Raw genomic sequence first — 16,767 nt, forward strand, 5'->3', positions numbered from 1 at the left:
CTTCAGCTCAGCTTCCCGACGTATCGATCACCTTGAAGCGCGACCGCTTCTGCGCGCGAATTACCAGCTGATACGCATCCACATACTGTTGCGCCATGCGGTGCGAGGTGAAGCGCTCCTCGAAGCGCTGCCGCACGCCCGCGCGCGGCATCTTGTGCAGGCGATTGACCGCCGCCACCGCGCCGATTTCGTCTTCGACGATAAAACCCGTCACGCCGTCTTCCAGCACTTCCGGCACCGAGCCGCGGTTGAACGCGATCACCGGCGTGCCACATGCCATCGCTTCGATCATCACGAGGCCGAACGGCTCCGGCCAGTCGATCGGAAACAGCAGCGCGTGCGCGCCGGACAGGAATTCGGCCTTCTGGTTATCCGCGATCTCGCCGATGAACTCGACATAAGGCAAATCCAGTAACGGCCGGATGTCGCGCTCGAAATACTCGCGATCGGCGGCATCCACTTTCGCGGCGATGCGAATCGGCATGCCGCAGCGGCCCGCAATCCGGATCGCGGTGTCGACCCGTTTTTCCGGCGAGATCCGGCCGAGAAACGCGAGGTACTTCTGCTCGACCGGCTGCGGCGTGTAGAGCTGCTCCGGCAAGCCGTGATAGACGGTGGTCAGCCACTTGGCCTGCGGCAGCGGATGCCGCTGCGAATTCGAAATCGAGATCACCGGCGCGGTGTTGAAGGTGTCGAACACCGGCTGTTGCTCGGGCAAGTCGAGGCGGCCGTGCATCGTCGTGACGAACGGCGTGTCCTGGCGCTTGAAAACCGAGAACGAGTAATAGTCGAGGTGAAAATGCAGGACGTCGAAATTTTCGGCCTGGCGGCGTACCAGTTCCATCAGCAGCATATGGGGCGCCACGCGGTCGCGAATCCCCGGATCGAGACGCAGCGCGCGTGGCCAGACGGCTTCGAGCTTCGCGCTGGTGACGGAGTCGCCGCTCGCGAACAGCGTCACGTCATGGCCGAGATCGACCAGCGCCTCGGTGATGTACGACACGACGCGCTCCGTGCCGCCATATAGCTTCGGCGGCACCGATTCGGTCAAAGGGGCGATCTGCGCAATCTTCATATTGTGTCTCCGTAAGCTGACGGCTTGCGCCGCGAGGCGGTGCGCGTCAGCGGCGCTGAGTATGACAGCGCCGATACCTCCGATCAATGCAACGGCCGAATCCACCCGCGTGCACCACCGGCATCGAAGCATTATTCACTACAGGACAACAAAAAGCCTCTGGTCTTGCATTTCCTCGGTGCTGTTACATTCAGCTTACATACGGCTCGACGCTTGAACGGCATCACGTGTCAGCGTGCGGGCCATTTCCAGGCCGGTAAATCGCGGTCGTCCGCGTCGGTGATCCGGGTTGCGCCGAACTGCTTTTCCAGCACGATCGACTGGCTCGCCTCCTCGCGCTCGAGCGCCGCGATCAAACGCGCCGCATGCGACACCACCAGCACCTGCGAATGCGCGGCCGCCCGCGCGATCAGGCGGGCGAGCGCCGGCAGCAGGTCGGGATGCAGGCTCGTCTCGGGTTCGTTCAACACGAGCAACTCGGGCGGTCGCGGCGTCAGCAAGGCCGCGACCAGCAGCAGATAGCGCAAGGTGCCGTCCGACAGCTCCGCGCCCTTCAGCGGCCGCAGCAGGCCGTGCTGCTGCATCACCACTTCGAAGCGGCCGTCCAGTGTCGTGACGTCGAGGCGCGAGCCGGGAAACGCGTCGTCGATGGCGGCGTCGAGCGCGGCCGGGTCGCCGATTTCGCGGATGGTTTGCAATGCGGCGGCGAGGTCCGCGCCGTCGTTCGCGAGCACGGGTGTGTGCGTGCCGATCTGCGGCCGACGCGCGGGCGCGTCGGCGTCGGTGCGGAAATGATCGTAGAAACGCCACGAGCGGATCTGCTCGCGCACCGTGACCATCTCGGGCGCGGTCCGCGGGTCGGAGAACTCCGTCATCATGCTGTCGAAGCTGGCGACGGGCTGTGGAATGGTTTGCCAGTCGCCCTGCTCATCGCGCGTGCGCAGCGCCGGACCGTGGCGGTCCACCAGCAAGGCTGACGGCCGCAGCACGGGGCCGCTCCAGATGCATTCGCGCTTGATGATTGGATCAAGCAGGAATTTGCTTGCTTCATCAGGCGGCCGGTCTTCGGGCGGCGGCAGGCCCAAATCAATCGCATAACTGAAATGCTCGCCGGAAAAACCGAGCCGCAGACTCACCGGCTCTTTGCGGCGCGTGCCTTCGACCGGCAACTCACCCGCCAGCACGGCCCGCGAAAAGCGTTCAGGACCGGCCCATAACGTGGACGGCAAGCCGCCCTCGCGCGCCAGCGAAGTAATCACGCCGCCGCGCGCCGTTTCGGCCAAGAGGCGCAGCGAACGGTACACGCTCGACTTGCCGCTGCCGTTCGCGCCGGTGATCACATTCAGGCGGCCGAGCGGCACGATCAACTCGCGCAGCGAGCGGTAACCCGCGACAGCCAACGTGGTCAGCATGCGGCCGCCCCGCCTTCAGCAGCGAGGCGCGACGCGCCTCGCAAAACTACCCCGTGGAAACACCCCATCACTTGTGCCCGCCGCCCTTGCCCGGCTTCTGTGCCGGCACGCTGCGCAGATCGCGCAGGAAGGTGTCGCGCCACACGCCGAGATCGTTCTTGCGCAGCGCCGCCATGTTGATCTCGTGACGCCGCTGACGCGCGTCGAGCGGCATCTGCAACGCGCGTTGCAAGGCTTCGCACATGCCGATCGCATCATGCGGATTGACCAGCAGCGCGCCGGTCAGCTCCGCGGCCGCGCCCGCGAAAATCGACAGCACCAGCACGCCGGGGTCGTCGGGATTCTGCGCGGCGACGTATTCCTTCGCGACCAGATTCATGCCGTCGTGCAGCGGCGTGACGAAACCGATCTGCGATTCGCGAAACAGCGACATCAGCTTCCAGCGGTCGTACTGCTGGTTCAGATAGCGGATCGGCGTGTAGTCGAGCCCCGAGTAACGGCCGTTGATGCGCCCTGCTTCGTACTCCAGATCCTGGCGAATCTTCTGATAGGTGGCGACGTCCGAGCGGGTCGGCGGCGCGATCTGCACCAGCGTGACGTTGCCGCGCCATTCCGGCGAGCGCTCCAGCAGGTGCTCGAACGCGCGGAAGCGCTCGACGAGACCCTTCGAGTAATCGAGCCGGTCGACGCTCATGATCAGCTTGCGCCCTTCCAGGCTCTGCTTCAGGTCGAGCACGTGCTGACGGCTTTCGTAGCGCTTCGCCTGCTCGGCGATTTCGTCGGGGAACACGCCGATCCGGTAGACGCCCGTGCGCAGCTTGCGGCCGAACGCTTCGACGACGCCGTCCGCGCCTACCGTGCCGCGCGCGTGACGCGTGACGTAGTCCTTGAAGGCGAGTTCGTCGGTGGCGGTCTGGAAGCCCAGCAAGTCGTAGCACGACAGCGACTTCACCAGTTCTTCATGCGGCGGAATGTTGAGCAGGATCTGCGGCGCGGGAAACGGAATGTGCAGGAAGAAGCCGATGCGATTCGTGATGCCCTCGTTGCGCAGCGCCTCGGCGAACGGGATCAGATGGTAGTCGTGAATCCAGATCACGTCGTCCGGCTCGAGCAGCTTGATCAGCTTGTGCGCGAGCCACGCGTTGACGCGCCGGTAGCCCGCGTACTCCTCGCGCTCGTAGCGTGCGAGGTCGTTGCGGTAGTGGAACACCGGCCACAGCGTCGCGTTCGAAAAGCCGCGATAGTACTGGTCGTAATCCTTGCGCGTGAGACCGACGGTCGCGAAGGTCACCGCGCCGTCCTGCTCCAGCGTCGGACCCGCGTTGGCGACGGTTTCGCTGACCACGTCGCCGCTCCAGCCGAACCACACGCCTCCGGCATCCTTCAGCGCGCCGAATACGCCGACCGCGAGGCCGCCGGCCGAGCCCTTGGTTTCCGTCGGCGTTGCGACGCGATTCGACACGACGATCAGTCGGCCCATGTTGCATGTCCTCCTTGGTTTTCGCGCGGCGCGCTCGGGTGTGTTGTCAGGTGTTCGCGGTGTCTTGCGTGCAATGGCGCAGCGAGAACCGGAAACACGATGAGGCACGCGATGCCGCGCCAGGTTGGTGAGTGCGTGGACGGTTCGACCGCTTTGGTGCCCGATCAGTTGCATTCATCGGCACCTCCATGCCAGAGTACGCCGCTTTCCGGCATCAAACCTTTTCCTTCACCGGCCGCGGCACATCGGCTGCCGACGGCCGTCCGGCGCGGCTTGCCACCGGGTCGGCCTCGGTATGCGCGGCCGTGCTGCCGGCCGGCGTCTGCGTGCTGCGCGGCACCCAGTCGAGCGGTTCGCCCTTGCCGGTTTCGAGTTCGGCCGAGACTTCCGCGCGCGCCCGCGGCAAGTACTGCGGGTAATGCTGCTGGATGAAATCGAGCAGCCCCTCGCGCACCCGGCAGCGCAAATCCCAGTTCAGGCCGGAATCGAGTGAACTGACGAGCGCGCGCAATTGCATGGAGCGCTCGGTGCCGTCCGTGACCTGCAGCACCTGCACGCGGCGATCCCACTCGGGCGCGTCCTCGACGATGCGCGCGAGCTCCTCGCGCAACGGCGCGAGCGGCATGCGGTAATCGACGTACAGAAACACCGTGCCGATGATCTGCGAACTGCTGCGCGTCCAGTTGGAAAACGGGTTTTCGATGAACCATTGCAGCGGCACGATCAGCCGGCGCTGATCCCACAGACGCACTGACACATACGTGCCCGTGATTTCCTCGATACGCCCCCACTCGCCCTGAATCACGACGACGTCGTCGAGACGGATCGGCTGCGACAGCGCGATCTGCAAGCCCGCGATCAGATTGCCGAGCACCGGCCGTGCCGCGATACCGGCGACCAGGCCCGCCACGCCCGCCGACGCCAGCAGGCTCGCGCCGATCTGTCGGACACTGGGAAACGTCATCAACGCGCCGCCCACGCCGACGATCACGATCACGAACATCACCGAGCGCGCGAGCACGCGCGCCTGCGTATGGATGCGGCGCGCCTGCAGGTTGTCGGCGGTATCGAGCGGATGGGCCTGAATGATCGCCTCGCCGATCGCCGCCGCCGAGCGCACCGACAGCCACGTAATCCCGCCGATGAATGTGATCGCGACAGCGTCGCGCAGCGGCGTGATGAAGGTCAGCGTGTCGGGTGCTTCCCACCACACCGCCTCCAGCGCGAGGATCACGAGCACGAACAAAGACGGCTTGTCGATATAGCGCAGCACCACGCTGGTGAGTGGATAAGGCCGCGCGAGCCGCGTCACGATGCGCGCGCCGATCCGATGAATGCCCACGGCCAGCACCATCGCGATGACCGAGACGATCAACGCGCCGAGCCACGTATGCAGCGGCGCTTCGGCCATGCGGCTGAGTTCGTCGAGAGTTGGCATGAAGGGGCTTTTCCTCCTTGGCTTGAGTGTGGACAGAACCAGCGCAGAACGAGCGCGGAACCGGCGGGCCTCGAACGTGGCTGTGGTGTTGCGTGACGCGCCGGGGCGCCCGGGGCGCCGGTGACGAAGCGTTCGCCAAAGACGCAAAAAGAAGCGAGGGCGAGCCGCACGACTGCGCGCCGTCGCGGACTACCCTACAGACATCTTAGGTCGTTCGTCAGCGCGATCCTGGAAAGGTGCCGAGGCCAGCCGCTTCTGCAAAAGGACAGCCGGGGTTTAAACCGGTTTCAGGCGGGGCTTCGAAAAAGCCCCCGGCGGGATTCCGGCTGCTGAAAACCCGAAACACACCCGCAAGCTAAAACGCTCACCGCGCCCGATGCGGGTGCGCGAGGCATCAGCCCTGATTCAATTCAACTACCGCTCTTGCAGGGAAACGCCTTGCCGAGCCCCAGCGAGATTGCCGTGCTGGCGTTATAGCCCGCGACGTTCGGATTCTCCGCAATGTACTTGCGCACGGCGTCGGTCAGCTGCGCCGAACGCGCGTCCTGCGGCAAGCAGAAGTACTGGCCGACGCGCGGACCGGTCGTGCCGCCGATCGCGTCGATGGTGTTGAAGATGCCGTCGGCGGCGCCTTCGATATAAGCGGCACACGCGCTACGCGATGCCACGTCCGTCTTGGTGCACAGCTTGTTGAGGTCGCCTCCCGTGAACGCGGCTGCCGATAGCGGTACGGCAAGCGCGCTGGCGAAAATCAAAGCCCGCAGCATGGTGTTCCTTTCCAGGGTCGTTTATCAGGCGGTCTTTCGCCGCATCCAAAGGGCGCGCCCATGTGGCGCGCCAAAGTCGTCATTCTGCACTGTTTTGCGAAGCGCAAGCGTGCGCGGCGCCGCTATCTTCAGGCACTTTTTACTGGCTTGCCGGACAGTGACGGCTGCGCCGGTAGTTTCGCGCAGGTGGCCGCCCGGCAAAATCGGCCGCCTCCCGAGTGGCGCTCAGACGGCCAGCGGATCAACCCGCCTCCGACCGGCGCTCAGGCGCCCGGCTGGCAAACCGGCTGGCCTCTGGCCGGCGCGAAGGCGGCCGGCGACCAGGTTGCCCGGAACCGCCCGTCCGCGCCACCGCCCACATCACTTCTGCTGCATCTGCTGCAGGCGCGCGGTCAGTCCTTCGACCACGTCCGGCTCCTTGTAGGTCTTCGCGAAATCGAGCGCCGTCATGCCGATCTGGTTCTTCACCGTCAGGTCCGCGCCGTTGTCGAGCAGCAGCTTCACCGTCGAGACGTGACCGCCGCGCGCGGCCATCATCAGCGGCGTGGTGCCGTTCGGCGAGCCGGCGTCGACGTAGGCCGAATGGTCGAGCAGCACCTTGACGATGTCGTCATGTCCGTTCGCCGCCGCGTAGTGCAGCGGCGCCCAGCCCTTCTTGTTGACCTCGGCGTCTTTCGCGATCAGCAGATTGACGAAGTCGAGGTCGCCGTTCAGCGCGGCCATCATCATCGCGTTCTCGCCGGCCTTGTCCTGGATCTCGATGTTGGTCTTCGGATTGGCGACCAGGGCGGCGCCGACCTTGTCCGACTTCTCGCGTGCGGCCAGCACCAGCAGCGGAATGCCCTGGTTATCCACACTGTTCGGGTCCATGCCCTTGGCGAGCAGCTTGTTGACGCCGTCGACGTCGTCGAACTTGACCGATTTGATCAGCGAATCGATCGGCGCAGCCTGAGCCGGCGACACCACCAGCGAACTCAGCGCGACACAGGCAAGCGTTGCCGCGAATGCGACGCGCCGTGCCGACGCCAGCGCGCCACGCGCTGCCGAAAAGTCTTGGAAAGCTGCAATCGACATCGAAATTTCTCTCATATTTAACTTTAGGAAACGTCCCTATCCTTTTGATATTGATCGACTTTATGTCTCACGCGCCAGCGGGCGCGGGGATCTTGAAAAGGCGGAAGAAGTTCTGCGTGGTCGCGCCGGCCAGCGCCGTTTCCGGCATCTCGCGTTGCTGCGCGATGAACCGTCCGACATAACTGACGTACGCAGGTTCATTAGGCTTGCCGCGATACGGCACGGGCGCGAGGTACGGCGAGTCGGTTTCGATCAGCAAACGATCGAGCGGAACGCGGCGCGCGACGTCCTGCACGTCGGTCGCGCTCTTGAACGTGACGATGCCCGACAGCGAGATGTAAAAATTCTGCGCCAGCGCTTGCTCGGCGACGGCCCACGGCTCCGTGAAGCAGTGCATCACGCCGCCCGGCTCGCCCGCGCGTTCCTCAGCCATGATGCGCAGCGTATCTTCCGACGACGAGCGCGTATGGATGATCAGCGGCTTCCCGGTGGCATGCGCCGCGCGGATATGCGTGCGAAAGCGCTCGCGCTGCCATTCCATGTCGGCGATCGTGCGGCCTTCCAGACGGTAATAGTCGAGACCGGTCTCGCCGATCGCGACCACCTTCGGATGCCCGGCCAGCTCGACCAGTTCGGCGACGCTCGGCTCGCGCATGTCCTCGTGATCCGGATGCACGCCGACCGACGCGTACACGTTCTCATACCGGCTGGCGATATCCAGCACCGACGGCAGCGTTTCCAGATCGACGGACACGCACAGTGCATGCGTGACCGAGTGGCTGCGCATATTCTCGAGCACCTGCGGCAGGCGGTCGGCGAGTCCTTCGAAGTTGATATGGCAGTGCGAGTCGACAAACATGGTGATGTCCTGCGTAGGAAGTGCGAGGTGAATCAGGCGGCGTTCGCGGCGGCCGCGACAGCGTCGAGGCGTTTGCCGAGAATCACCAGATCGCGCTCCACGCCGTCCAGCACGGCCACACGCGGCAACGAGCCCCACGTGTCGAAACCGAACGCGCGGAACAGGCGCAGGCTAGCCTCATTGTGGCCGAAGATAAAGCCGAGCACGGAGTCGATGCCGAGCGCCGGCGCCGCCGTGAGCGACGCCGCCAGCAATTGCTTGCCGAGGCCCCGGCCACGCGCGCTTTCGTCGAGATAGATGCTGACTTCAGCGGTGCGTTGATAAGCCGGGCGTCCGTAGAAATCCGAGAAGCTCAACCACGCGATCACGCGGCCGGGCTTTTGAGCGTCTTCCACCACCCACAACGGCCGCTTTTGCGGGCCGTGCGCGTGAAACCAGCCCAGCCGGCTTTCGATGCTGACCGGCTCGAGATCGGCCGTAACTTGCCGCGACGGCACAGTTGAGTTGTAGATGGCGACGATAGCGGGCAGATCGTCGAGCGTGGCATCGCGGTAGGAAAGGCTCATGGTGCGTTGAACGTAAGATGGAAGGCCAAAACGGGAAGAAAGGCGCGGGACGACAAGAGCATAACGAAAGGCGGGACCGGCGCCAGCCGCGTGACGCTGTGAAGCGCGCCTGCCGCTGCCGGCGTGTCCACGGACAAACTTACGCGAACAAGTCGCGGTAGCCGATAAACAGTTCCTCGAACACCAGCCGCGCATTCAACGGATGGTTCTCGACGGCGCGCTGGCGCGTCACGGTGCGCATGAAGCGCGCGAACGCGCTGGCGTCGGCCTGCGACGCGCACCGCGTCAACGCCGCCGACGCTTGTGGAAAGTAACGTGGCGCGCCCGCCGTGCGCTGCGCCAGCAGATCGTACATCCAGCGTTGCAGCCAGCCTAGCACCAGCGGCACAGGCAGCTTCTGCAGCGCCTCGCCGCAGGCGAAGGCATCGCAATCGGGGCCGGCGGCGAGTTGCTTGAGTGTCCAGTCGCGCAGCGCGCGGTTCTCGTCGCTGGCAAGCGCGAGCGCCGTGAGCGGCGCGCCGCCGGATTCGGCGAGCAGCGCGGGCGCTTCGGCCACGCCTTGCGCGGCGAGCCACTTCGTCGCCACGTCGGGCGCGGGCATGGTCATCGGCCATTGGCGGCAGCGGCTGATGATAGTGGGCAGCAGGCGGTCGATCCGCGCCGACACCATCAGGAACACGACGCCCGCCGGCGGTTCTTCCAACGTCTTCAGCAGCGCGTTGGCCGCGGCGATATTCAACCCTTCCGCCGGATACAGCACGACCACGCGCGCGCCGCCGCGGTGCGAACCCACGCCGACGAAGTCGACCAAGCCGCGAATCTGCTCGATCTTGATTTCCTTGCTGGGCGTGCGGGTCTTCTTGCCTTCGTCGGCGTCGGCCTTGTCGGCTTTCTCGTCCGCGGCGTTGTTCAGGCCGGCTTCGGCGGCCAGCGCCTCGGGGACGACGATCCGGTAGTCCGGATGATTGCCCTGCGCGAACCAGTTGCAGGCCACGCACGCGCCGCACGGCTCGCCGTTGGGCTGTTGCGCCTCGCACAGCAGGCCCTGCGCGAGATGCTGCGCGAAGCGCAGCTTGCCGATGCCGGCCTGTCCATGCAGCAACAGGGCGTGCGGCCAGTGGCCGCGCAGCTGCTGCAGGCGGTTCCAGTCATCGGCTTGCCACGGATAAATCATCGCTTCTCTTTAAAATCAATCTGTTGCAGGAGTTTTATGAGACATAACACGAACTCTGCATACCGTTATAAAACAAGGTTATATTCTTTTAAAATCAAAGAATTGCAATCAACTCTTCAAGCTTCCTCTGAATTTGCACAATGCTCTGCGCGGAGTCAATGATAGCGAACCGGTATGGCGCTTCTTCGGCGCGGCGCAGATATTCGGCGCGAGTCCGGTTGAAAAACGCCACCGACTCGCTCTCGAAGCGATCCGGATCGCGCGCCGCACTGCGCCGTTCGTTGGCGATCGCGGGCGCGAGGTCGAACAGCACCGTCAGGTCCGGTTGAAAACCGCCCTGCACCCAGCGCTCCAGCGTTTCGAGCTTGTCGCGCGGCAGGCCGCGGCCGCCGCCCTGATAGGCGAAGGTCGCGTCGGTGAAACGGTCCGACAGCACCCAGTCGCCGCGCGCGAGCGCCGGCTCGATCACTTCGGCCAGATGCTGGCGGCGTAGCGCGAACATCAGCAGCGCCTCGGTTTCGAGGTCCATTTTCTGATGCAGCACGATCTCGCGGATCTGCTCGCCGAGCGGCGTGCCGCCCGGTTCGCGCGTCATGACGACCGAGCGGCCGGTGCTTGCGACTTTCTGTTCGAGGCGCTCCCGAAACCAGCTGAGATGGGTGGTCTTGCCCGCCCCGTCGATGCCCTCAAACGTAATGAATTTGCCCCGCGCCATCATTGCCCTCGAATGTATTTGTCCACGGCCTTGTTGTGATCGCCGAGGGTGTCAGAAAAGATGCTGCTGCCGTCGCCGCGCGACACGAAGTAGAGCGCGGTGGTTTGCGCCGGGTTGAGCGCAGCCTGCAGCGACGCCACACCGGGCAGCGAGATGGGCGTCGGCGGCAGACCCATCCGGGTGTAGGTATTGTAGGGAGTGTCGGTCTGCAGGTCTTTTTTCCTGATATGGCCGGTGTAGCCGTCGCCCATGCCGTAGATCACGGTCGGGTCGGTTTGCAGCGGCATGCCCACGCGAAGACGGTTGGCGAACACCGCCGCCACCATCGGCCGGTCGGACTTCTTGCCGGTTTCCTTTTCAATGATCGACGCCATGGTCAGCGCGTCGTACGGCGTCTTGTACGGCAGGTTCGGCGCGCGCGCGGTCCACGCTTCATCAAGACGCAGACGCATCAGGCGGTAGGCGCGGCGGTACACGTCGAGATCGCTAGTGTTCTTGTCGAACAGATACGTGTCCGGGAAAAACAGCCCTTCGCCATTGCCGATCGACGCTTCCGGCGCATTGATCGCGTTCATCAGATCGGTGTCGCTCATGCCGATCGTGTCGTGCTTGAGCGCCGGATTGGCGTCCAGCTCGGCGCGCATGCGCTTGAAGGTCCAGCCTTCGATAATGGTCGCCACGTATTCATTGACGTCGCCGCGGGCGATTTTCTGCAGCACCTCGTACGGCGTCACGCCCGTCTTGAATTCGTAGTTGCCCGATTTCAGCTCGCTTTGCAGCCCCAGCAGCCGCGTCATGATGACGAACAGTTCGGGTTCGACCGGAACGCCGCCACGATTGAGCTGCAGCGTGACGCTGCGCAAGCTGCTGTGCGGCTTGACGGTGACATCGAGTTGCGCGGGGGTCAGCTCGAGCGGGCTGTTGGCCCAGTGGTACCCGCCGGCAATTGCGGCTGCGGCCAGCACAACGACAAGTGAGCCGGCAATGAAACATTTCTTGAACAGGGTCATGCGAAACGTGGCAGGGTTGGACTGCATATAATACTTGTTTGCCTTAGCTAAAGTCAGAATTGACTGTTCCCGGAATCCATGAACACACCGCTCGCTACCGATTCAGGCACTCTCTCAGGCACCGCCGTCCCGGCAACTTCCACGGCACCCACCGGCCTGCCCACGCTGCCGCGCCCTTCCGCCGATGAATTCAACGCCGCAATTCACCACGGCGCATACATGCCGCTCACGCAGTTCGGCGTGATCGACGCCACCGGCGACGACGCAGCGAGCTTCCTGCACGGCCAGTTGACCAACGACACCCAGCACCTCGACGCCGCCAATGCGCGCCTGGCCGGCTACTGTTCGGCCAAGGGACGTCTGCTGGCATCGTTCCTGACCTGGCGCAGCGGCGATACGATCCGCCTGCTGGCGTCGAAAGACGTGCAGGCCGCCGTGCAGAAGCGGCTTTCGATGTTCGTGCTGCGCGCCAAAGCGAAGCTCGTCGACGCGAGCGGCGAACTGGCCGTGGTCGGTCTCGCCGGCGACGTGCGCAAGGCGCTCTCCGGCGTGTTCGATGCGCTGCCGGACGGCGTGCACGTGAAGGTGGACGGCGCGGCGGGCTCGCTGATTCGCGTGCCGGATGCGCTCGAACACCTGCGTTTTCTGTGGATCGGCCCGAAAGCGCAGGTCGAGTCGCTCCTGCCCGTGCTCGACGAAAAGCTCAAGCGCGTCTCGCCGGCCGTGTGGGACTGGCTCGACATTCGCGCGGGCGAGCCGCGCATCACCCAGCCGGTGGTCGAGCAGTTCGTGCCGCAAATGGTCAATTTCGACGTGCTCGGCGCGGTGAATTTCCGCAAAGGCTGCTACCCCGGTCAGGAAGTCGTGGCGCGCAGCCAGTATCGCGGCACGATCAAGCGGCGCACGTCGCTGGCCAACGTGACCGGCGAACTCGACACGGTGCACGCCGGCGCGGAACTGTTCCATTCGGACGATCCGGGTCAGCCGTGCGGCATGGTCGTGAATGCGGCGTCGGCGCCGGACGGCGGCGTCGATGTGCTCGTCGAAATCAAGCTCGCGGCGCTGGAAAACGGCTCGGTGCATCTGGGCGCGGCGGACGGCCCGGCGCTTCGGTTTCTCGCGCTGCCCTACGGGTTGCCGACGGAAATTTGAACTTCTCGCACGGTACGAAGCGGCGCAATCAGGCGCCGCTTTTTACTGGCCTCTTCAACTGTAACGCCCGCCCCAACCGGGAGACGCTCCCCGATGTGCCTGATCGTCTTCGACTGGCGACCCGACGCGGTCGACGGCCCGCTCTTCACGCTCGCCGCGAATCGCGACGAATTCTTTCGCCGCACGGCCGAACCGATCAGTTGGTGGCATGACGCGCCGGGCGTGCTGGCCGGCCGCGATCTGGTGGGCGGCGGCACGTGGCTCGGCATGTCGCGCGACGGCCGCTTCGCCGCGCTGACCAATTACCGCGCGCCGCACGAAATGCGCGCCGACGCGCCGACCCGCGGCACGCTCGTCAGCGACTGGCTGAGCGGCGGCACAAGCGACGTGAGTGGCAGCCCGCACGACACCCCGCTCGCGTACCTGCAGCACGTCGCGCAAACCGGCGACATCTACAACGGTTTCAATCTGCTGGTGGGCGACTGGGCGCGCCGCGAACTCGCCTGGTACTGCAACCGGGCGGATCTCGCACCCGCGTTGCTCGCACCGGGCACGCACGGCATCTCGAACGCGGTGCTCGATACCGCGTGGCCGAAGCTGGTGAACAAGCGCGCGGAACTGGGGACGCTGCTCGCGCGCGACGCCATGCCACCGCTCGAACGCCTGATCGATCTGATGCGCGATCCGCGCCTCGCGCGCGACGACGAATTGCCTTCCACCGGCATTCCGCTCGAACGCGAGCGGGCGCTATCGGCGGCATTCATCGAAACGCCGGAGTACGGCACGCGCGGCACGACCGCGTTGCGCGTGGCCGCGCATGGCGAAGTGATCAGCGTGGCCGTCGCCGAGCGTAGCGACGACAACGGCTCGCACCGGATCGCACGGCCCGGCGACTTCGAGCGCAGCTTCGCTTTCAATATCGAACGCGAGGTCGTCTGAAGGTCGTTGCGCCGACCGCTATTTGACTAGCCGCAGAACCGCGTTCACTCGATGCCGAACGCCGCGCGCAATGCCGCGGCGGCATCCGCGTGCGCCTGCGCGACCTCGGGTACGAAGCCGCCCATTTTAAAGAATTCGTGGATCATGCCCGGATAGCGCTTGAGCGTGACCGCATTGCCCGCGGCGCGCAATTTCTCCGCGTAGGCATCGCCTTCATCGCTCAAGGGATCGTATTCGGCGGTGGCGATCCATGCCGGCGCAACACCGCTGAAATCCGGCGCGCCGCGCTGGCCGTCGAGCGGCGCGAAACGCCAGTCGTCGCGGTCGCCCGTGTCGCGCACGTAATGCTCGAAGAACCATTGAATCGTGTCGCCCGACAGCAGAAAGCCGTCGGCGAGGCGCGAGTGCGAATCGGTTTGCTGATAGCCGGTCGTGCCAGGATAGATCAGCATTTGCAACGCGAGCTTCATCCCGACGTCGCGTGCGAGCACTGCGCAGACCGTCGCCAATGTGCCGCCCGCGCTATCGCCGCCTACCGCGAGCCGGCTGGTATCCACTCCGTATTCCGCGGCATGCGTATGCAGCCAGCTCAAGGCGTCGAACGCATCCTCGACGGCCGTGGGAAATCTGTATTCGGGCGCGAGCCGGTAATCCACCGATAACACCGCGCACCGGCCGTCGCGCGCGAACATCCGGCACAGCGCATCGTGCGTATCGACGCTGCCCACCGTGAAGCCGCCGCCGTGGTAGTAGACCAGCGCCGGCGCGGGCTCGGCCCAGCTCGGCTCGACAGGCTGGTAAAGGCGCGCGCGAATCGTCGCGCCGTCGCGTGTCGGGATGCGCAGATCTTCCAGCGCGAACATCGGCGCGCTGGCGATCTCCAGAATCGGCGCGCTTTTTTCGTATGAGGCCCGCGCGTCTTGCGCGGTCATTTCATGAAGCTTCGGGCGCCTGGCCCGCGCGATCATGTCGAGCACCTGCTCGATCTTCGGATTCAGCGGCATGGTGCGTCTGATGGCGCATAAGCGCCGAAGGTTTAAAAAAACCGGCGCGATAGTGCGCCGGCGATGCGATGAAAGTCGCGCCTAACCGGCGTTCTTCACTTCCGGCTTGAGCGACATTGGATCGGTGGGATTGCGCAACTGCTCGATGTCCTCGTGACGCAGCTTCACCGTCGCCATGATGCCCGGATGCGTGACGATATAGAAACGCCGCGCGGCGATCGCTTCGAAGGTGAGGTCGGCGACATCGTCGGCACTCAGCTTGCCCGATTGCACCGCACGCTGCAGTTGCTTGCCCGCGGCGATCTGCGAGCGCGTCGGTCCGCTGTCGTTGCGCAGGTCAGCGGGGCGCGCGCGTTCCGCGTCGGCGATGCCGGTCGGCACGAAGGCCGGGCACAGCAGCGAACAGCCGACCAGTCCGCCCGCCGCCGCCTCTCCGCCTTGCGCCAACTGCAGGTCGTGATACAGCGTTTCAGTGAGCGACACCACGGCATGCTTCGACGCGTTGTAGATGCCCATCGCGGGCGGCGACAGCAGCCCCGCCACCGACGCCGTGTTGACGATATGTGCCGGCTCGTTCTGCGCCAGCATGATCGGCGTGAAGACCCGCACAGCGTGCGCAACGCCCATCACGTTCACGCCGAACACCCACGACCAGTCGTTCGCCGAGCTTTCCCACAGGAAGCCGCCCGAGCCCACGCCCGCGTTATTGAATAGCAGATGCACGCGGCCATAGGTGTCGAGTGCCGCTTGCGCGAGCGCTTCGACCTGCGCTGCGTTGGCGACATCCGTCGGCACGCCGATCGCCTCGGCGCCGTCGGCGCGCAATGCATCGACGGTGTGTGCGAGCGCGTCGGGATTCACGTCGGCCAGTACGAGCTTCATGCCGAGCGACGCGCCCTTGCGCGCGAACGCGCGGCCAAAACCGCTCGCCGCACCGGTGATCACGGCCACCTTGCCTGCGAATTCGAACATCATGTGACTCCCGTGGAGTTGATCGGCGTGTTGTGTGATTCGCTTGACCGCCGCTGCCATCAGATCAGCTTGACGAGCTGCTTGCCGAAGTTCTTGCCTTTGAGCAGACCCATGAATGCCTCGGGTGCCGCATCGAGTCCTTGCGCGATGGTTTCGCGATATTCCAGCTTCTTTTGCGCGACCAGCGTGCCGAGTTGTTTGAGCGCTTCCGGCCACACGTCCATGTGCTCGCTGACGATGAAGCCTTGCACGAGCAGTCGCTGCGTGAGCATTAGCGACGGATGCTTGAGCGGCAACGGCTGGCCGTCGTAGCCCGCGATAAATCCACATAGCGCGATCCGGCCGAACGCATTCATGCGCGCGAGCGTCGCGTCGAGCACTTCGCCGCCGACGTTCTCGAAGTAGCCATCCACGCCGTTCGGGGTCGCGGCCTTGAGGTCCTGATAGAGATTGCCGCCCTTGTAGTCGACGCAGGCATCGAAGCCGAGCGTCTCGGTCACGTAGCGGCACTTGTCCGCGCCGCCGGCGATGCCGACCGCCCGCGCGCCGGCCAGCTTCGCCAGTTGGCCGACCACGCTGCCCACCGCGCCGCTCGCCGCGCTGACCACCACCGTCTCGCCCGCTTTCGGCGCGATGATGCGGTTCAGGCCGTACCACGCGGTGACACCCGGCATGCCGACCGGGCCGAGATAGGCCGACAACGGCACATGCGTATCGTCGACTTTCTGCACGCCGGTTCCGTTCGAGGTGCCGTATTCCTGCCAGCCGAACATCGCGACGACCTTGTCGCCGACCGCGAATTTCGGATTCTTCGACTCCACCACCTCACCCACCGTGCCGCCGATCATCACTTCGTTCAACGGCTGCGGCGCCGCGTACGATTTGCTGTCGTTCATGCGGCCGCGCATGTATGGGTCGAGTGACAGGTAGTGATTGCGCACGCGAATTTCGCCATCGGCCAGCGGGGCGAGCGGCGTTTCGACGAGGCGGAAATTGTCGGGCGTCACGGCGCCTTGCGGGCGCGACGCCAGCACGAGTTGACGGTTGATCTGGGGCATGACGATCGTCTCCATGAGTTGCCGATGAATTCGGCGAATGATTCGAACGGCGTTTTGTGAAGGCGGGAACCA

General features: G+C 65.0%; 16 protein-coding genes. 2 read left to right on the plus strand and 14 right to left on the minus strand.

Features of this window, described 5'->3' with window-relative positions; translation table 11 throughout:
- Positions 1–7 precede the first annotated feature (7 nt).
- The 11 genes from PQR32_RS09930 to mltG form a co-directional block, all read right to left on the minus strand.
- Positions 8–1,075, minus strand: a complete 1,068-nt coding sequence (locus PQR32_RS09930) for a glycosyltransferase family 4 protein (RefSeq protein ID WP_408175437.1) — start codon at positions 1,073–1,075, stop codon at positions 8–10.
- A 230-nt stretch (positions 1,076–1,305) separates the two neighbouring features.
- Complete coding sequence (locus PQR32_RS09935; protein ID WP_408225197.1) at positions 1,306–2,487, minus strand: AAA family ATPase; 1,182 nt, start codon at positions 2,485–2,487, stop codon at positions 1,306–1,308.
- A 67-nt stretch (positions 2,488–2,554) separates the two neighbouring features.
- Entirely contained in the window at positions 2,555–3,967 is a 1,413-nt protein-coding gene (gene otsA / locus PQR32_RS09940) for an alpha,alpha-trehalose-phosphate synthase (UDP-forming) (protein ID WP_408225200.1), read from the minus strand.
- 214 nt (positions 3,968–4,181) lie between these two features.
- Positions 4,182–5,405 (minus strand): mechanosensitive ion channel family protein, encoded by a 1,224-nt coding sequence (locus tag PQR32_RS09945; RefSeq protein ID WP_408225203.1) that lies wholly within the window; start codon positions 5,403–5,405, stop codon positions 4,182–4,184.
- Positions 5,406–5,815: 410 nt separating this feature from the next.
- Positions 5,816–6,172 (minus strand): Rap1a/Tai family immunity protein, encoded by a 357-nt coding sequence (locus PQR32_RS09950; RefSeq protein ID WP_012432952.1) that lies wholly within the window; start codon positions 6,170–6,172, stop codon positions 5,816–5,818.
- A gap of 360 nt (positions 6,173–6,532) precedes the next feature.
- Positions 6,533–7,246, minus strand: a complete 714-nt coding sequence (locus PQR32_RS09955; RefSeq protein WP_408225206.1) for an ankyrin repeat domain-containing protein — start codon at positions 7,244–7,246, stop codon at positions 6,533–6,535.
- A 67-nt stretch (positions 7,247–7,313) separates the two neighbouring features.
- Positions 7,314–8,105: a TatD family hydrolase gene (locus PQR32_RS09960; RefSeq protein WP_408225208.1), complete on the minus strand. Its 792-nt coding sequence runs from the start codon at positions 8,103–8,105 to the stop codon at positions 7,314–7,316.
- Positions 8,106–8,137: 32 nt separating this feature from the next.
- Positions 8,138–8,671 carry a GNAT family N-acetyltransferase gene (locus tag PQR32_RS09965; RefSeq protein WP_408225211.1) on the minus strand — a complete coding sequence of 178 codons (534 nt, stop codon included), beginning with the start codon at positions 8,669–8,671 and terminating at the stop codon, positions 8,138–8,140.
- Between the two features lie 139 nt (positions 8,672–8,810).
- Positions 8,811–9,845 carry a DNA polymerase III subunit delta' gene (locus tag PQR32_RS09970; RefSeq protein WP_408225214.1) on the minus strand — a complete coding sequence of 345 codons (1,035 nt, stop codon included), beginning with the start codon at positions 9,843–9,845 and terminating at the stop codon, positions 8,811–8,813.
- A gap of 94 nt (positions 9,846–9,939) precedes the next feature.
- Positions 9,940–10,560 carry a dTMP kinase gene (tmk, locus tag PQR32_RS09975; RefSeq protein ID WP_408225668.1) on the minus strand — a complete coding sequence of 207 codons (621 nt, stop codon included), beginning with the start codon at positions 10,558–10,560 and terminating at the stop codon, positions 9,940–9,942.
- A complete protein-coding gene (mltG, locus tag PQR32_RS09980; RefSeq protein WP_408225671.1) occupies positions 10,560–11,570 on the minus strand; it encodes an endolytic transglycosylase MltG in 1,011 nt (336 codons plus the stop codon). Before mltG ends, tmk begins: the two co-directional genes overlap by 1 nt.
- A 78-nt stretch (positions 11,571–11,648) precedes the next feature.
- On the opposite strand from mltG, the gene ygfZ reads away from it, so the two are divergent.
- Together ygfZ and PQR32_RS09990 are read left to right on the plus strand one after the other, a co-directional pair.
- The gene (ygfZ, locus tag PQR32_RS09985; RefSeq protein WP_408225217.1) at positions 11,649–12,722 is read left to right on the plus strand and encodes a CAF17-like 4Fe-4S cluster assembly/insertion protein YgfZ; all 1,074 of its coding nucleotides are present in this window, start codon (positions 11,649–11,651) and stop codon (positions 12,720–12,722) included.
- Positions 12,723–12,815: 93 nt separating this feature from the next.
- Positions 12,816–13,661, plus strand: a complete 846-nt coding sequence (locus PQR32_RS09990; RefSeq protein WP_408225220.1) for an NRDE family protein — start codon at positions 12,816–12,818, stop codon at positions 13,659–13,661.
- Positions 13,662–13,705: 44 nt separating this feature from the next.
- On the opposite strand, the gene PQR32_RS09995 is transcribed toward PQR32_RS09990, so the two are convergent.
- The 3 genes from PQR32_RS09995 to PQR32_RS10005 all read right to left on the minus strand — a co-directional run bounded on the left by PQR32_RS09995 (position 13,706) and on the right by PQR32_RS10005 (position 16,695).
- Positions 13,706–14,665, minus strand: a complete 960-nt coding sequence (locus tag PQR32_RS09995; RefSeq protein WP_408225223.1) for an alpha/beta hydrolase — start codon at positions 14,663–14,665, stop codon at positions 13,706–13,708.
- 81 nt (positions 14,666–14,746) lie between these two features.
- Positions 14,747–15,637: an SDR family oxidoreductase gene (locus tag PQR32_RS10000; protein WP_408225674.1), complete on the minus strand. Its 891-nt coding sequence runs from the start codon at positions 15,635–15,637 to the stop codon at positions 14,747–14,749.
- A gap of 59 nt (positions 15,638–15,696) precedes the next feature.
- The gene (locus tag PQR32_RS10005; RefSeq protein WP_408206470.1) at positions 15,697–16,695 is read right to left on the minus strand and encodes an NADP-dependent oxidoreductase; all 999 of its coding nucleotides are present in this window, start codon (positions 16,693–16,695) and stop codon (positions 15,697–15,699) included.
- Positions 16,696–16,767: the final 72 nt, after the last annotated feature.

The sequence above is a fragment of the Paraburkholderia dipogonis genome (assembly GCF_046027395.1).
Taxonomy (GTDB): domain Bacteria; phylum Pseudomonadota; class Gammaproteobacteria; order Burkholderiales; family Burkholderiaceae; genus Paraburkholderia; species Paraburkholderia dipogonis_A.

Coding starts and splice junctions, on each gene's coding strand:
- PQR32_RS09930 (WP_408175437.1), bottom strand. CDS start 1,075: ATGAAGATTGCGCAGATCGCCCCTTTGACCGAATCGGTGCCGCCGAAG.
- PQR32_RS09935 (WP_408225197.1), bottom strand. CDS start 2,487: ATGCTGACCACGTTGGCTGTCGCGGGTTACCGCTCGCTGCGCGAGTTG.
- otsA (WP_408225200.1), bottom strand. CDS start 3,967: ATGGGCCGACTGATCGTCGTGTCGAATCGCGTCGCAACGCCGACGGAA.
- PQR32_RS09945 (WP_408225203.1), bottom strand. CDS start 5,405: ATGCCAACTCTCGACGAACTCAGCCGCATGGCCGAAGCGCCGCTGCAT.
- PQR32_RS09950 (WP_012432952.1), bottom strand. CDS start 6,172: ATGCTGCGGGCTTTGATTTTCGCCAGCGCGCTTGCCGTACCGCTATCG.
- PQR32_RS09955 (WP_408225206.1), bottom strand. CDS start 7,246: ATGTCGATTGCAGCTTTCCAAGACTTTTCGGCAGCGCGTGGCGCGCTG.
- PQR32_RS09960 (WP_408225208.1), bottom strand. CDS start 8,105: ATGTTTGTCGACTCGCACTGCCATATCAACTTCGAAGGACTCGCCGAC.
- PQR32_RS09965 (WP_408225211.1), bottom strand. CDS start 8,671: ATGAGCCTTTCCTACCGCGATGCCACGCTCGACGATCTGCCCGCTATC.
- PQR32_RS09970 (WP_408225214.1), bottom strand. CDS start 9,845: ATGATTTATCCGTGGCAAGCCGATGACTGGAACCGCCTGCAGCAGCTG.
- tmk (WP_408225668.1), bottom strand. CDS start 10,560: ATGGCGCGGGGCAAATTCATTACGTTTGAGGGCATCGACGGGGCGGGC.
- mltG (WP_408225671.1), bottom strand. CDS start 11,570: ATGACCCTGTTCAAGAAATGTTTCATTGCCGGCTCACTTGTCGTTGTG.
- ygfZ (WP_408225217.1), top strand. CDS start 11,649: ATGAACACACCGCTCGCTACCGATTCAGGCACTCTCTCAGGCACCGCC.
- PQR32_RS09990 (WP_408225220.1), top strand. CDS start 12,816: ATGTGCCTGATCGTCTTCGACTGGCGACCCGACGCGGTCGACGGCCCG.
- PQR32_RS09995 (WP_408225223.1), bottom strand. CDS start 14,665: ATGCCGCTGAATCCGAAGATCGAGCAGGTGCTCGACATGATCGCGCGG.
- PQR32_RS10000 (WP_408225674.1), bottom strand. CDS start 15,637: ATGTTCGAATTCGCAGGCAAGGTGGCCGTGATCACCGGTGCGGCGAGC.
- PQR32_RS10005 (WP_408206470.1), bottom strand. CDS start 16,695: ATGCCCCAGATCAACCGTCAACTCGTGCTGGCGTCGCGCCCGCAAGGC.